The 14,660-nt window shown below is 59.8% G+C and carries 11 protein-coding genes; 7 read left to right on the forward strand and 4 right to left on the reverse strand.

Going from position 1 to position 14,660, the window contains the following annotated elements; translation table 11 throughout:
• Positions 1-106 precede the first annotated feature (106 nt).
• The 3 genes from ACIQAL_RS17190 to azu all read left to right on the forward strand — a co-directional run bounded on the left by ACIQAL_RS17190 (position 107) and on the right by azu (position 4,267).
• On the forward strand, positions 107-2,608 hold the full coding sequence (locus ACIQAL_RS17190) for a circularly permuted type 2 ATP-grasp protein (RefSeq protein ID WP_401147507.1): 2,502 nt from the start codon (positions 107-109) through the stop codon (positions 2,606-2,608).
• Entirely contained in the window at positions 2,608-3,504 is an 897-nt protein-coding gene (locus tag ACIQAL_RS17195; RefSeq protein ID WP_401147508.1) for a transglutaminase N-terminal domain-containing protein, read from the forward strand. The genes ACIQAL_RS17190 and ACIQAL_RS17195 overlap by 1 nt, the downstream gene beginning before the upstream one ends.
• 316 nt (positions 3,505-3,820) lie before the next feature.
• Positions 3,821-4,267, forward strand: coding sequence for an azurin (gene azu / locus ACIQAL_RS17200; protein ID WP_401147510.1), 447 nt, complete (start codon positions 3,821-3,823; stop codon positions 4,265-4,267).
• A 113-nt stretch (positions 4,268-4,380) separates the two neighbouring features.
• Here the strand turns inward: azu and ACIQAL_RS17205 are convergent, their stop codons facing one another.
• The 4 genes from ACIQAL_RS17205 to ACIQAL_RS17220 all read right to left on the reverse strand — a co-directional run bounded on the left by ACIQAL_RS17205 (position 4,381) and on the right by ACIQAL_RS17220 (position 8,918).
• The gene (locus tag ACIQAL_RS17205) at positions 4,381-5,397 is read right to left on the reverse strand and encodes a DUF1338 domain-containing protein (RefSeq protein WP_401147512.1); all 1,017 of its coding nucleotides are present in this window, start codon (positions 5,395-5,397) and stop codon (positions 4,381-4,383) included.
• 195 nt (positions 5,398-5,592) lie between these two features.
• Entirely contained in the window at positions 5,593-6,420 is an 828-nt protein-coding gene (gene nadE, locus ACIQAL_RS17210; RefSeq protein WP_401147514.1) for an ammonia-dependent NAD(+) synthetase, read from the reverse strand.
• Between the two features lie 63 nt (positions 6,421-6,483).
• Positions 6,484-7,683, reverse strand: coding sequence for a nicotinate phosphoribosyltransferase (pncB, locus tag ACIQAL_RS17215; protein WP_401147517.1), 1,200 nt, complete (start codon positions 7,681-7,683; stop codon positions 6,484-6,486).
• Between the two features lie 329 nt (positions 7,684-8,012).
• On the reverse strand, positions 8,013-8,918 hold the full coding sequence (locus tag ACIQAL_RS17220; protein WP_341960292.1) for a LysR family transcriptional regulator: 906 nt from the start codon (positions 8,916-8,918) through the stop codon (positions 8,013-8,015).
• A 163-nt stretch (positions 8,919-9,081) separates the two neighbouring features.
• Between ACIQAL_RS17220 and ACIQAL_RS17225 the strand changes: the two genes are divergently transcribed.
• The 4 genes from ACIQAL_RS17225 to ACIQAL_RS17240 all read left to right on the forward strand — a co-directional run bounded on the left by ACIQAL_RS17225 (position 9,082) and on the right by ACIQAL_RS17240 (position 14,659).
• Complete coding sequence (locus ACIQAL_RS17225) at positions 9,082-10,572, forward strand: aldehyde dehydrogenase family protein (RefSeq protein ID WP_401147519.1); 1,491 nt, start codon at positions 9,082-9,084, stop codon at positions 10,570-10,572.
• Between the two features lie 214 nt (positions 10,573-10,786).
• Positions 10,787-12,070: an NAD(P)/FAD-dependent oxidoreductase gene (locus tag ACIQAL_RS17230; protein ID WP_401147522.1), complete on the forward strand. Its 1,284-nt coding sequence runs from the start codon at positions 10,787-10,789 to the stop codon at positions 12,068-12,070.
• A gap of 357 nt (positions 12,071-12,427) precedes the next feature.
• Positions 12,428-13,561 (forward strand): branched-chain amino acid ABC transporter substrate-binding protein, encoded by a 1,134-nt coding sequence (locus ACIQAL_RS17235; RefSeq protein ID WP_401147525.1) that lies wholly within the window; start codon positions 12,428-12,430, stop codon positions 13,559-13,561.
• A 183-nt stretch (positions 13,562-13,744) separates the two neighbouring features.
• Entirely contained in the window at positions 13,745-14,659 is a 915-nt protein-coding gene (locus ACIQAL_RS17240) for a branched-chain amino acid ABC transporter permease LivH (protein WP_401147527.1), read from the forward strand.
• Position 14,660 lies beyond the last annotated feature (1 nt).

The raw sequence follows: 14,660 nt of genomic DNA on the forward strand, positions 1-14,660 counted from the left end.
CATGAATCGGGCTGGCTTGCTCAGAAAGCGGCCGCAGGGAAGCGAGCCACTTCGTGTCACGTTGTCTGCGCTAATCTGACCTCTTTAGTTGTCTGCCGAGCCTTCCATGCCCGACCTGCTTGACCGATACCCGCTCTCTGCGGGCACCTATCACGAGATGCTCGACGCCAGCGGCGCCATTCGGCCGCACTGGCTGCGTTTCTACGAGCAGCTGCAACGCAGCACCCCCGCTCAGTTGATCCAGCGGCAGGCGTTGCTGGCCAGGCAGATTCAGGAAAACGGCGTCACCTATAACGTCTATGCCGACCCCAAAGGGGCCGATCGTCCTTGGGAACTGGACCTGCTGCCGCATTTGATTCCGATCGAGGAATGGCAGCAACTGGCGGCGGGTATCTCCCAACGTGCGCGATTGCTCAACGCGGTGCTGGCCGACCTTTATGGCCCGCAAAACCTGATCGCCGAGGGTCTTTTGCCGGCCGAGCTGGTCTTTGGCCACAACAATTTTCTTTGGCCCTGCCAAGGCGTGACGCCGCCGGAAGGCACTTTTTTGCACGTGTACGCCGTTGACCTGGCGCGCACCCCGGATGGCCGCTGGTGGGTCACCGCTGACCGAACGCAAGCGCCGTCCGGTGCGGGTTATGCGCTGGAAAACCGCCTGATCGTGTCCCGCGCCTTTCCCGAGCTGTATCGCGATCTGGAAGTACAGCACCTCTCGGGTTTCTTCCGCTCGTTGCAGGAAACACTGGCGCGACAGGCGCCGAGCAGCAACGAAGTGCCGCTGGTCGTGCTGCTGACGCCGGGCCGTTTCAACGAGAGCTATTTCGAGCATTTGTACCTCGCCGGGCAATTGGGCTATCCGCTCGTCGAAGGCAGCGACCTCACGGTCCGCGACGCCACGGTGTACCTGAAAACCCTCAGCGGCCTGCGTCGGGTGCACGCGATCATGCGGCGTCTGGACGACGACTTCTGCGACCCGCTGGAGCTGCGCACCGATTCCGCCCTCGGCGTGCCGGGGCTGCTCGAAGCCGTGCGTCAGGGCCGCGTGCTGGTGGCCAACGCCTTGGGTAGCGGTGTGCTGGAATCGCCGGGCCTGTTGGGTTTCCTGCCAAAGATCAACGAGCACCTGTTTGGCGAAGCGTTGATTCTGCCGTCCATCGCGACCTGGTGGTGCGGCGAGCCTCCCGTTCTCGCCCAAGCGCTGGAAAAAATGCCGGAATTGCTGATCAAACCGGCCTTTCCTTCGCAGAGCTTCGTGCCGGTATTCGGCCGGGATTTGAACGATGAACAGCGTCAGGCGCTGGCGGCGCGAATGCAGGCGCGGCCTTACGCCTATGTCGCTCAGGAACTGGCGCAGCTGTCTCACGCGCCGGTCTGGCAGGGCGCCGACGCACAGCTTCAACCTCGTGCCATCGGCATGCGGGTGTATGCCGTCGCGACTGCCGACGGCTATCGCGTGCTGCCGGGTGGCCTGACGCGGGTGGCCGCCGATGCCGATGCCGACGTGGTATCGATGCAGCGTGGCGGGGCCAGCAAGGACACGTGGATTCTGGGCGAGCGCACGTTGGGCAGCGAGCCGTGGAAAGGCCGTCACTCGTTGGGCGTGCATGACCTGATCCGCCGAGATCCTTATCTGCCGTCGCGTGTCGTGGAAAACCTGTTCTGGTTCGGTCGTTATTGCGAACGTTGCGACGACAGTGCTCGCCTGCTGCGGATCATGCTGGCGCGCTACGTCGATGGCGATGACCCGCTGGCGCTGCAAGCGGCGGTCGAGCTGGGCGAGCGCTTGAATCTGGTGCCACGCGAGGACGAAGACGAGCCGAGCGAGCTGCACGATCGCTTGCTCGCAGCGTTGCTGGGCGAAGACTGGCCATTCAGTCTGCGTTCCAACCTGCAGCGTTTGCAGTGGGCCGCCTCGCAGGTGCGCGGCAAGTTGTCTCGTGAGAACTGGCAAGCGTTGGTCGAATTGCAGCGCGAAGCCGCGAGTCTGGACACCGACGCCCCCGACTTCGGCGAGCTGCTGGATTTTCTCAACCGCTTGGTGATGTCTCTCGCGGCGCTGTCCGGTTTTGCGCTGGACGACATGACCCGCGACGAAGGCTGGCGTTTCCTGATGATCGGGCGGCGCATCGAGCGTTTGCAGTTCCTCAGCACCAGCCTGGCCGCATTCCTGCGAAGCGACGCGGTGTTCGATCAGGACGCGCTGGACTGGCTGCTGGAACTGGGCAACAGCAGCATCACTTACCGTTCGCGGTATCTGGCGTTGCCGCAGTTGATTCCGGTCCTCGATTTGTTGCTGCTGGACGAGCAAAACCCCCACGCCGTGCTGTTCCAGCTCAAGCTGGTGACGCGTTCGGTGAAGCGTTTGAACGACGATTTTGGCGTGCCCCAGGACAATAGCCTCGCGGTCTTGCGCCAGCGATTGGCAGCGTTTGACCTGGGTTGTCTGGAAAACGGCCTGTTCGGTCAGAGCAGCGTCAAGGCTGCGCTGCACGGCTTGGCGGACTTGCTGCAAAGCATCGGCGACACCAGCGGCCAGGTCTCTGACCGCTTGGCCCTGCGCCATTTCGCCCACGTCGATGATGTCAGCCAGCGCACGGTGTCCGTCTGATGAACAGCGCTTTCTACCAGATCCTTCACGATACCCACTACAAGTACGACACCCCGGTGTCACTGGCGCAGCAGCTCGCGCATTTATGGCCACGGTGCAGCCCTTGGCAGCGTTGCCTTGAGCAGCATCTGGAGATCAGCCCGGCGCCGACCACGCGCCGAGATGAGCTGGACGTGTTCGGCAATCCGCTGACCCGGCTGGCGTTCGAACGGCCCCACGATGAATTGCAGGTCAACGCCCGTCTGCAGATCGAAGTGCTGGAGCGACCTGCGCTGGATTTCCGGCAGTCACCGGCTTGGGATTTGACCCGCAGCACGCTGACCTACAGCGCGACGAAGATGTCGCCAGACATTCTGGAAGCCTGCCGCTACCGCTTCGAATCGCCCTACGTGCACCTGAAGCAATCGTTTGTCGAGTTTTCGGCTGGTTGTTTTCCGGAAGGGGAGCCTTTGATGCTATGTGCTCAGGCACTGATGGAGAAGATTTTCGACGAGTTCACGTTCGACGGCGAAGCGACGCAAGTGGCGACGCCGTTGGTGGAGGTGCTGGAGACCCGGCGTGGTGTCTGCCAGGACTTTGCGCACCTGATGCTTGCCTGCCTGCGCTCACGTGGGCTTGCGGCCCGTTATGTCAGCGGCTATCTGCTGACTCAGCCGCCCCCCGGCCAGCCGCGTCTGATCGGTGCCGATGCATCCCACGCTTGGGTCTCGGTGTTCTGTCCGGTGCTGGGTTGGGTGGATTTTGACCCCACCAACAACATCCAGCCTGCGCTTGAACACATCAGTCTGGCGTGGGGGCGCGATTTTTCCGACGTCTCACCCTTGCGCGGCGTCATCCTCGGCGGCGGCAATCATGACCCGGAAGTGCGTGTGACGGTCATGCCGCTGGATGAGTGAATCTCCGGATTCCAGAACTCACGCGTGACGGTAGTCGTTGTAATCCTGAGCCACACGGTCGTAGCTCCCGCTGGCGCCACAGGCGTAGGCGGCGAGCAAACTGCGGAAAAGGCTGTTGAGTTGCATGATGATCGTCCTGATTGATGAGTGACGGGCTCATCTTAGAAAGACCCTGTATGGTTGGCTGCTTGATTGTCTCGATGGGCCTGATAGAGCCCGCCCAGAGATGTTTCATAATCTTGGGTTGATAAATTGTTTAGGATTGAGGCAATCTTTGTATACAAAAAACAGAGCAACCCCATTCAGGAGACTCACCATGATTCGCAAGCTCGTTGCTGCCTCCCTGCTGACCCTGGCCAGCGGCCATCTGCTGGCCGCCGAATGTTCGGTGGACGTGGACTCTACCGATCAGATGTCTTTCACTACCAAGGCCATCGAAATCGACAAGAGCTGCAAGGAATTCACCGTCAACCTGAAGCACTCAGGCAGCCTGCCAAAAAACGTCATGGGCCATAACCTGGTGGTCAGCAAAGACGCCGACATGCAGCCCATTGCCACTGACGGCCTGAGCGCTGGCATCGACAAAGATTACTTGAAGGAAGGCGATGCACGCGTCATTGCTCACACCAAGATCATTGGCGCTGGCGAGACCGATTCGCTGAAAATCGATGTGTCGAAGCTGGACCCGGCAGAGAAATACGGTTTCTTCTGCTCGTTTCCAGGCCACATCAGCATGATGAAGGGCGCGATTACCCTGAAGTGATCGGTGGCAGCTCCCACAGGTTTCAGAGGTGTACCGATACTTCAGGTACGCCTCGATCCCTGTAGGAGACGCCGGAGGTCACGACGGCAGCGAAGAGGATAGTCCGACGTACCTCAAGACGCTGTCATCTTGAAAATCCCCTGTGCATTACTGCTGTCGAAATTCAGGTCGATCTTGCCGTTTTCCGGGTCGATCTTGCGTTGGATGAACTCGACGAACGACCCCGGCACCTGATGCGTCTTGAGCACGCCTTCGGCATTCAGCAGCTCGCGACTCACCGTGCAAGCCTTGTAGGCGGTCTGCATCACGCGACCTGACGTAGACACCTCGATGCTGTCCTTCATCGGGCGTTCCAGACGAATCTGCTCTTCCACCGTGGCTTCCAGATTTCCGACCCGATCTGTCAGGTGGTTGAAGCTGTTGCCTTCCGTTGAAATCCACGCCATTTCCGCGCTTTCGCCGAGCAGCTGACGATAGTCGGCTTCCTGCACCACACCATGCTGACGACCGAATGCGCGATACAGCCCCGGCAGCAGGCGTGTGGCTTCTTCGAGGCTGCAATGACGCGTCGCGCGCAGACGCTGGAGGATGCTCAGGTCGTCAGGCGTCAGCGGGTCGCGGCTGGAACTCACCACGCGGCTGACAGCGTCCTGAAATGCTTGGCTCAAACGCCCCGGATGCAGCTCCGACACGAAGAACTGCGCGATGTCTTCCGGCAGGTCCATCTGGCGATAGCCCCAGCCGGTCATGTTCAGTTTGGTCAGCGGATAGGTGCGCACGTCGGTAAAGCCCAACGGCTCCAGCAGCCGCGAAAATGCTTGGCGACCACGAGGCAGCTCTCCGTTTTGCGCCCAGTCCACGGTGCGGATGGCGCCATGATCGAACACCACTTTGCGTCCGCTTTCGAACTGTTCGTCAACGTAACGCAGGCCGTCCGGCACCGCTTGCACCAGTTTATGGAACAGGCACAGGTTCAGCGCTTCTGCGAGCCAGACGCGATGAACGCCTCCGTCGGACCAGGAAAAATCATGCAGCGCTTGCGGGACGTCGACACGACGTTCGAGCCAGTCAGCAGCGGGCTGGCCGACCGTGGAGGCGACGAGGGAAAAGAGGCCGTGGAAAGCAGTCATGGTTAGCGTCTCTGAGCGAGAAAGTCAGGCCGCTATGAAAGCCTTGATGACGGACGCCATCAAGCGAAAAAAAACGACGGGTTCATTCCGTTTTCGAATGCTGCGCCGCGCGTCAGCTGCGAGCTACAAGCGGCAAGCCGCAAGATTGAAGCCTTGCGCGTCTTGCCGCTTGAAGCTTGCCACTCGACGCTGCTTTTACGGCGCGTAAGGCAGGTCGCGCTTGTGCTGGGTCTTGCGGTAGGTATTGGCGATGATGTCGAAGGCTTCCTGACGCAGGGGCTGGCCGTGCAGGAAGGCGTCGATCTCGGCGTAAGTCACGCCGTGGGAGGCTTCGTCGGGTTTGCCCGGCACCAGGTCTTCGAGGTCAGCAGTCGGAATTTTCTCGACCAGATACTCCGGAGCACCAAAGCTGCGGGCGATGGCGCGAACCTGATTCTTCACCAGACCGCTCAACGGGGCGAGGTCACAGGCGCCGTCGCCGAACTTGGTAAAGAAGCCCATGACCGCTTCCGCCGCGTGGTCGGTGCCGATCACCAGACCGCCGCGAACGCCCGCGATGGTGTACTGCGCGACCATGCGCGTGCGTGCCTTGACGTTGCCTTTGACGAAATCCACCGCCGCATCGGACTGGCCTTCGAAGGCTTTGACTTGCTCGACCAATGCCTTGACCGAAGGGGCGATGTCCACGGTGTGGCGTTCATCCGGGTTGATGAAATCCACCGACGCCGTGGCTTCGTGTTCGTCGTGCTGAATGTGATACGGCAGGCGCACGGCGATGAACTGGTAGGCGTTGTCGCCGGTGCTCTCGCGCAGTTCTTTCACGGCGCGCTGGGCGAGCAGGCCGGCGGTCAGCGAATCGACGCCGCCGCTGATGCCCAGCACCAGCACTTTCAGGCGGGCGTTGTGCAGGCAGTCCTTGATGAACTGGATTCGACGCGCGACCTCGGTTTCAAGCTCGCCCTGATTGGCGAAGGGGGCCTGAACCTTGAGCTCTTTAGCGATCTCGAGCTGTACGGCTTGCATGATTGACTCCTTATGAAGAAGAAAAAGAGGCATGTAAAAAAGTGGGGCAGTACGGTGCTCGGGTCAGGCTGGCACCTTGAATACGTGGCGCAGGTAGGACACGAATTCCGGGTCCTTGCATTGCGTCTTGCCGGGCTCGTCGGAAATCTTCGCCACTGGCTGACCGGCGCAGGCAGTCATCTTAAGCACGATGCTCATCGGCTGGACCCCCGGCACATCAGCAGTGAGGTTGGTGCCGATGCCGAAACTGACATTGATCCGACCACGCAGCGCCCGGAATATTTCCAGCGCTTTGGGCAGGTTCAGGCCGTCTGAGAACACCAGCGTCTTGCTCATCGGATCGATACCCAGCTTTTGGTAATGGGTAATACACTTTTCAGCCCACTGAACCGGATCGCCCGAATCGTGGCGCAGGCCGTCGAAAAGCTTGGCGAAGAACAGATCGAAATCGTTCAGGAAGGCGTCGGTGGTGATGCAGTCGGTGAGGGCGATACCCAGCAGACCGCGGTACTCGCGCACCCAACAATCAAGGGCGGCACTCTGGCTGTCGATCAGTCGAGGGCCCAATTGCTGGTGCGCCATGATCCATTCGTGAGCCATGGTGCCGAGGGGCTTGAGGTCGAACTTGCGCGCCAGGTGCACGTTGCTGGTGCCGACGAACTGACCGGGGAAATCCTTTTTCAGCACTGAAACGACGTCTTCCTGAACCGCGAAAGAGAAGCGGCGGCGGGTGCCGAAATCGGCGACTTTCAGTTCGGCGAGTTCATCAGGCGTAGCGGTGGCGGTCAACCAGTCAAGCTTGCGGTAGAGCTGGTCGCGAGCCTGAATCAACAGCGTATTGGGGTTGCGATAACGGTTACGCACTTCGCTGACAATGGCCAGGATCGGCACTTCGAACAGGATCACGTGCAGCCAGGGGCCGCAGAGGCGGATGCACAACTCGTCATTCTCAATGCTGGTCTGCACGTAGCGCAGGTTGAAGCGGAACAGGCCGAGGAAGCGCAGGAAATCGGGTTTCATGAAACTGATGCGTTCGAGAAAGCCGATGTCTTCGACGCTCAGGGACAGGTCGCAAAGTTGCTCGATCTGGTGGCGAATTTCCATCAGATAAGGCGGCAAGTCCTCGCCGTTGCGGCAGCGAAACTCCCACTCAACGTCGACGTTGGGGTAGTTGTGAAGGACGGCCTGCATCATGGTCAGCTTGTAGAGGTCGGTATCGAGCAGGTTCTGAACGATGCGATCTGCGAAAGCGCTCTCACTCATTGTGTCGCTCCAGCCAGCAGTGGCCGCAAACATGCGGCTCGTGGAAATCGAGTCGGTGTCGCATACAACCTTGTGGCAGCGGGGCTGATGGCTTCAGGCCGCTACGTCCGGCGTGTTATTGACGGTGACGGACATAATGCCAGTCGTCGCCGGCTTGGGGCAGAAATGTTTCAGCTGTTGGATGTTGTCACCGGAGCGTTGGGCAAGAGGTCTGAGCCCTGTGGGAGCGAATTCATTCGCGAAAGCCGGTACATTCGACGCAGCTCTATTGCCCATACCGAGGCATCGCGAATGAATCCGCTCCCACAGGGGGAAGTGATTCTGATCATTTATTGCGGTGTCGGTTGATCCAACTGCTCCAACATCCATTCCACAAACCCCCGGATTTTCGGCACTTCTGCCGCGTGTTCCGGGTAGGCCAGGTAATAGGCATCGTGGCTGGGGAGGGCATGAGGCCACGGAATGACCAACTTGCCGTCGGCCAACTCCTCTTCAACCAGAAAGCGCGGCAGCAATGCCACGCCGCACCCCACTTGCGCAGCGCGAATGCACATGTAGAACGTTTCGAAACGCGGGCCGTGATAGCTGTGTTCGGTCTGATAACCCTGACTTTCGAACCACTCATGCCAGCCCTGTGGGCGATGGGCGTTTTGCAGCAAGACCAGGTCGGCGAGTTGAGTGGGATCGGTGAAAGGCTTGTCGGGAAGGCTGTCGGGCGAACAGACCGGCACCAGTTCTTCGCCAAACAGCTTCACACTTTCGGCACCGGGTCGGGCGCCCTGGCCGAAATAGAACGACAGGTCGCAACGGCTCTGGGCGAGGTCATCGCTTTCCTGTTCGTTCACCAAGTCCAGATGAATGTGCGGATACCGCAGACGCCAGCCTTTCAGACGTGGGACCAACCACCGGGCGCCGAAGGTCGAGGGCGTCGAAACGCGCAGGACTTCGGTTTCGCCGCCGTAGGAACGCAGAAAGTGCGTGGACATCTCCATCTGCGTGAGGATTTTTCGCACCTCTGCCAAATATAAAGCCCCCGCTGGCGTGAGCTGTAGACGACGGCGCACGCGTCTGAACAGCAGGTGCTGGACGAGCTCTTCAAGTTGCGCGACCTGTTTGCTGACCGCACTTTGGGTCAGATTCAGCTCTTCGGCGGCACGGGTGAAACTCAGGTGCCGGGTCACCGCTTCGAAACATTGCAGCGCGGTGATGGACGGCAGATGGCGTCTGTTCAGCATATTCAGGCCTGCTCGGCGTCAGCATGAAAAAACGGAATGATATCTCGCTTAATCGTCGTTTGTTGCATGACGTCACGCCAGCTATTACTAGAGGCTGACGAAACACCTCAATCCCAGTATTCCGCAATCGCGTTTTACGGCTCATCCGAATCCAGGAGAAATCATGCTCAACGATCTGCTAACCCGTCTCGGTGTCGACCCTGCTCTTTACCAGAAAGGTGACAAGCCTGTTCACACGCCAATTGATGGCAGTCAGGTGGCTTCGGTCAGTTGGGAAGGGGCGGCCGAAGTCGAGCAGCGCATCACCCGTGCCGAGCACGCGTTCGACGCCTGGCGCAAAGTCCCGGCGCCGCGCCGTGGCGAATTGGTGCGTCTGTTCGGTGAAGCGCTGCGCAAACACAAGGCTGACCTCGGCGAGCTGGTGTCGTGGGAAGCGGGCAAGATCACTCAGGAAGGTCTGGGTGAAGTCCAGGAGATGATCGACATCTGCGATTTCGCTGTCGGTCTGTCCCGCCAAATGTACGGCCTGACCATCGCCTCCGAGCGTCCGGGCCACCACATGCGTGAAACCTGGCACCCGCTGGGCGTCGTCGGTGTGATCAGCGCGTTCAACTTCCCGGTGGCGGTCTGGTCGTGGAACACCGCGCTGGCGCTGGTGTGCGGCAACTCGGTGATCTGGAAACCGTCGGAAAAGACTCCGCTGACCGCCTTGGCGTGCCAGGCCCTGTTCGACCGCGTCGCCGCTGAGTTCTCGGACGCCCCGCAATTCCTCGCGCAATGTGTGATCGGTGGCCGTGACGCTGGCGAAGCGTTGGTGGATGACGAGCGTGTCGCCCTGATCAGCGCCACCGGCAGCACCCGTATGGGCCGTGAAGTGGCGCCGAAAATCGCTGCGCGTTTCGCTCGCAGCATTCTGGAACTGGGCGGCAACAACGCCATGATCCTGACCCCAAGCGCCGATCTGGACCTGGCCGTTCGCGCCGTGCTGTTCAGCGCCGTCGGCACCGCCGGTCAGCGTTGCACCACCCTGCGTCGCCTGATCGCGCATAACTCGGTCAAGGCCGAATTCGTCGAGCGCCTGAAAGCCGCTTACGCCAAAGTGCGCATCGGTCATCCGCTGGAAGGCAATCTGGTCGGTCCGTTGATCGACAAGCAAAGCTTCGAAAACATGCAGGAAGCGCTGGAACAGGCGTTGAGCGAAGGCGGCACCGTCTTTGGCGGCAAGCGTCAACTGGCCGACAAATTCCCGAACGCGTTTTACGTATCGCCCGCCATCGTCGAAATGCCTGAGCAAAGCGGCGTGGTCCGCAGCGAGACGTTCGCGCCGATCCTTTACGTAGTCGGTTACGAGGAATTCACTGACGCTGTGCGCTTGAACAATGACGTGCCACAAGGCCTGTCTTCGTGCATCTTCACCACCGATGTGCGTGAGGCCGAGCAATTCATCTCGGCGCTGGGCAGTGACTGCGGCATCGCCAACGTCAACATCGGCCCGAGTGGTGCAGAGATCGGTGGCGCGTTCGGCGGCGAGAAGGAAACCGGCGGTGGCCGTGAGTCCGGCTCGGATTCGTGGAAGGGCTACATGCGTCGCCAGACCGCGACCGTGAACTACTCCCGCGAGCTGCCGTTGGCGCAGGGCATTACGTTCGACTAAGCGTTTGGAGCCAAAATTGAGGGTTGCTCTCAGGCATGTCCGGGAACAGCCCTCGATTTGTGTTGGCTCTATCGTCGGAATGCCGCCCAGAATGAATTCGCTCCCACAGGATTGTGCAGGACCTGTGGGAGCGAATTCATTCGCGATGGCGTCCGTGCAGGCGACGTCCTGATTGTGATTATCAGATTTGGCTGTCTCTTTTCGAGGTTTTGCGATGCCGCTACGCGAAGAATGTCTGTGGGAAACGCTGACGCCGCAGAGGCCTGAGGCGCCAGCGTTGAGGGGGGAAGTGGCCGTCGATGTGTGCGTGATCGGCGCAGGCATCACGGGGTTGTCGGCAGCGCTGCATTTGCTTGAACAGGGCAAGAACGTCGCCATCGTCGAAGCCCATCGCACCGGCCAAGGTGGCTCGGGGCGCAACGTGGGCTTGGTCAACGCCGGGCTATGGATTCCGCCCGACGAGATTGAAGCCGGTTTCGGCGAGAAAATCGGCAGCCAGCTCAACACCATGCTCGGCAACGCGCCGTCGCTGGTGTTCAGCCTCATTGAAAAATACAACATCGATTGCCAGGCCACGCGCAAAGGCACGCTGCACATGGCGCACAACGCCAAGGGCGAGCTGGATCTGCGCAGCCGCGAAGAGCAATGGAAACGCCGTGGCGCGCCCATCGAACTGCTGACCGGCAAAGCATGCCAGGAAGCCACCGGCACCCAGGAAATCACCGCTGCGCTGCTCGACCACCGCGCAGGCACCATCAACCCGATGGCCTACACCAGCGGTCTGGCGGCAGCGGTCACTTCGCTGGGAGGCCAACGTTACGATCACTCGCCGGTCAAGCGGCTGGAGCGTCAGGGCCAACGTTGGTGCGTGATCACCGACAACGGCTCGGTCATCGCCGATCAAGTCGTCATTGCGTCCAACGCCTACACCGAAGGCGACTGGACTGAAGTCCGCCGCAGCTTTTTCCCTGGCTATTACTATCAAGTGGCCTCCGCACCGCTGACGGAAGAGGCTGCCCAGCAGATTCTTCCCGGTGGACAGGGCTCCTGGGACACCCGCCAAGTGCTGAGCAGCATCCGTCGCGACGCGGATGGGCGTCTGTTGCTGGGCAGTCTGGGCAACGGCAATCAGAAGCCGACGTGGTTCCTCAAGGCCTGGGCAGACCGCATTCAGCAGCACTATTTCCCGTACCTGAAAAAGGTCGAGTGGGAATGCACCTGGACGGGCTGCATCGATTTCACGCCCGATCATTTGCTGCGCATGTACGAGCCTGCACCAGGACTGGTCGCCATGACCGGTTACAACGGTCGGGGCAATACGACCGGCACAGTCGTCGGTAAAGCCTTCGCCGATTACCTGTGCGGTGGCAACCCGGATGTGCTGCCGATCCCGTTTGCTCCCATGCAGCCGCTCTCGGCCATTGCTTTACGCAGCTCTTTATATGAAGCTGGCTTTTCGCTATACCATGCGGGGCAATGTCTCAGGGTTGTGATCTGAGGCGAAATGTTTGTCATAAATCAACGCTTTCGCGTATATCCACTACCCTCAAATGGTGCGTCCCGTAGCGGTCCCGCACCGCCGGTGTGCAGTTCGGTGACGCAAGCTGTAACAACAGGGTTGTACAGGTCAGGGCAGTGCGGTTGCGCGCGTTATTCGGGAGGGTTGCTCTATAAAAGTCGCAGGGTTGCACCTTGCGCGGTTTAGACGGTTGCACGCCCAATAAAAAAGGGCTCAAAACAGTCGAATAACAACAAAACGACGACTTTTTTCAGAATAAAAAACCGATGGCACGCCACTTGCTCAGAGCATCTCTGTGGTCGCAGTGCTAATTAAAAAACCTAGGAGCACCAACTCATGTCGCAGACGTTTTACAGGAAAGGCTTTCTGGCACTCGCAGTCGCTACTGCAATGGGTGTGGCTACTTTTGCACAGGCTGACGTCAAGATCGGCGTTTCTGGTCCAATGACCGGCGCCAACGCCTCATTTGGTTTGCAGTTCTGGAAAGGCGCTCAGGCTGCGGCTGACGCTATCAACGCTGCGGGCGGCGTGAACGGGGAAAAAATCGCGCTGACTCAATACGACGATGCGTGCGAGCCGAAACAGGCCGTGGCCGTCGCCAACAAGGCTGCGTCTGACAAAATGGTCGGTGTCGTTGGCCACTTCTGCTCGTCTTCGACCATCCCTGCATCGGAAGTCTATGACGAAGCCGGCATCATCACGATCACCCCTGCGTCGACCAACCCGAACGTGACTGAACGTGGCCTGGGCGCGATGTTCCGTATGTGCGGCCGTGACGACCAGCAAGGTATCGTCGCTGGCGATTACATCGTCGACGTGCTGAAAGGCAAGAAAGTCGCGGTCATCAATGACAAAGACACCTACGGTAAAGGCCTGGCTGACGCCACCGCCAAGCAACTGACCGCTCGCGGCGTGAAGCCGGTGTTGGAAGAAGGTCTGACCCGTGGCGAGAAAGACTTCAGCGCCCTGGTGACCAAGATCCGTGGTGCCGGTGCCGACGTGGTTTACTTCGGTGGTCTGCACCCGGAAGCCGGCCCTCTGGTTCGCCAAATGCGTGAGCTAGGCCTCAAAGACGTCAAGTTCATGTCCGACGACGGCGTTGTGACCGACGAACTGGTCACCACCGCTGGCGGCGCTCAGTACGTCGATGGCGTGTACATGACCTTCGGCGCCGACCCACGTCTGCTGCCAGACAGCAAGGCTGTCGTGGATCAGTTCCGCAAAGGCGGTTACGAGCCTGAAGGCTACACCCTGTATTCCTACGCTTCGGTTCAGGCCCTGGCCGCTGCATTCACTGGCGCCAAGTCCACCAAAGGCGAGGAAGCGGCCAAGTGGCTGAAAGCACATCCGGTGAAAACCGTCATGGGTGAGAAGAACTGGGACACCAAAGGCGACCTGAAAGTCTCCGACTACGTGGTTTACCAGTGGGACAAGGATGGCAAATATCACCAGCTCGAAAAGCAGAAGTAAGTTGAGCGCCTAGTCGAGTCAGCCGTTTTGCGGGCTTGGAACCTCGAAACGGCCTGACCCGGTAATCGACGCTGCCCCGCGCAGCGTCGGATTCTTCTGTTGCCATCGTGCGCGTCCCGTCATTCCTCACGAGGGAGTTTCCGGTCCGCGCCGGGTTGGCCTTCAAGTTCGTGAGCGTGCGTGATGGATGGTATTTTCCTGCAACAAATGGTCAACGGCCTGACCCTGGGTTCGGTATACGGCCTGATCGCCATCGGTTACACGATGGTTTACGGCATCATCGGCATGATCAACTTCGCCCACGGCGACGTGTACATGATCTCCGCCTACCTCGCAGCCATCGGCCTGGCCGTGCTGTCGTTCTTCGGTATCGAGTCGTTCCCTTTCCTGATTCTCGGCACGCTGATCTTCACCATCGTGGTGACCGGTGTGTATGGCTTCGTCATCGAGCGCGTGGCCTACAAGCCACTCCGTAACTCGACGCGTCTGGCACCGCTGATCAGTGCCATTGGTATCTCCCTGATCCTGCAAAACTACGCGCAAATCGCACAGGGCCCACGTCAACAAGGTGTTCCGACCCTGCTCGACGGTGCCATGCGGTTTGAAATCGGCCATGGTTTCGTGCAGATCACTTACACCAAAATCTTCATCCTGATCGCCGCGTTTGTCGGCATGGGCGTACTGACCTACATCATCAAGTACACCAAGCTGGGCCGCATGTGCCGCGCCACGCAGCAGGATCGCAAAATGGCCTCGATTCTGGGGATCAACACCGACCGGATCATTTCCTACGTGTTCGTCATCGGTGCTGCCATGGCCGCACTCGCCGGCGTTCTGATCACCATGAACTACGGCACGTTCGACTTCTTCGCCGGGTTCGTCATCGGTATCAAGGCCTTCACCGCAGCGGTACTCGGCGGTATCGGTTCATTGCCGGGCGCGATGCTCGGTGGATTGATCCTGGGGGTTGCCGAGTCGCAATTCTCCGGTCTGATCAACTCCGACTATAAAGACGTGTTCAGTTTCGGCCTGCTGGTAGTGATTCTGATCTTCCGTCCTCAAGGCCTGCTGGGTCGCCCACTCGTGGCGAAGGTGTAAC

The organism is Pseudomonas sp. NPDC088368, from assembly GCF_044753445.1.
GTDB lineage: Bacteria > Pseudomonadota > Gammaproteobacteria > Pseudomonadales > Pseudomonadaceae > Aquipseudomonas > Aquipseudomonas bambusae.

Coding starts and splice junctions, on each gene's coding strand:
- ACIQAL_RS17190 (WP_401147507.1), top strand. CDS start 107: ATGCCCGACCTGCTTGACCGATACCCGCTCTCTGCGGGCACCTATCAC.
- ACIQAL_RS17195 (WP_401147508.1), top strand. CDS start 2,608: ATGAACAGCGCTTTCTACCAGATCCTTCACGATACCCACTACAAGTAC.
- azu (WP_401147510.1), top strand. CDS start 3,821: ATGATTCGCAAGCTCGTTGCTGCCTCCCTGCTGACCCTGGCCAGCGGC.
- ACIQAL_RS17205 (WP_401147512.1), bottom strand. CDS start 5,397: ATGACTGCTTTCCACGGCCTCTTTTCCCTCGTCGCCTCCACGGTCGGC.
- nadE (WP_401147514.1), bottom strand. CDS start 6,420: ATGCAAGCCGTACAGCTCGAGATCGCTAAAGAGCTCAAGGTTCAGGCC.
- pncB (WP_401147517.1), bottom strand. CDS start 7,683: ATGAGTGAGAGCGCTTTCGCAGATCGCATCGTTCAGAACCTGCTCGAT.
- ACIQAL_RS17220 (WP_341960292.1), bottom strand. CDS start 8,918: ATGCTGAACAGACGCCATCTGCCGTCCATCACCGCGCTGCAATGTTTC.
- ACIQAL_RS17225 (WP_401147519.1), top strand. CDS start 9,082: ATGCTCAACGATCTGCTAACCCGTCTCGGTGTCGACCCTGCTCTTTAC.
- ACIQAL_RS17230 (WP_401147522.1), top strand. CDS start 10,787: ATGCCGCTACGCGAAGAATGTCTGTGGGAAACGCTGACGCCGCAGAGG.
- ACIQAL_RS17235 (WP_401147525.1), top strand. CDS start 12,428: ATGTCGCAGACGTTTTACAGGAAAGGCTTTCTGGCACTCGCAGTCGCT.
- ACIQAL_RS17240 (WP_401147527.1), top strand. CDS start 13,745: ATGGATGGTATTTTCCTGCAACAAATGGTCAACGGCCTGACCCTGGGT.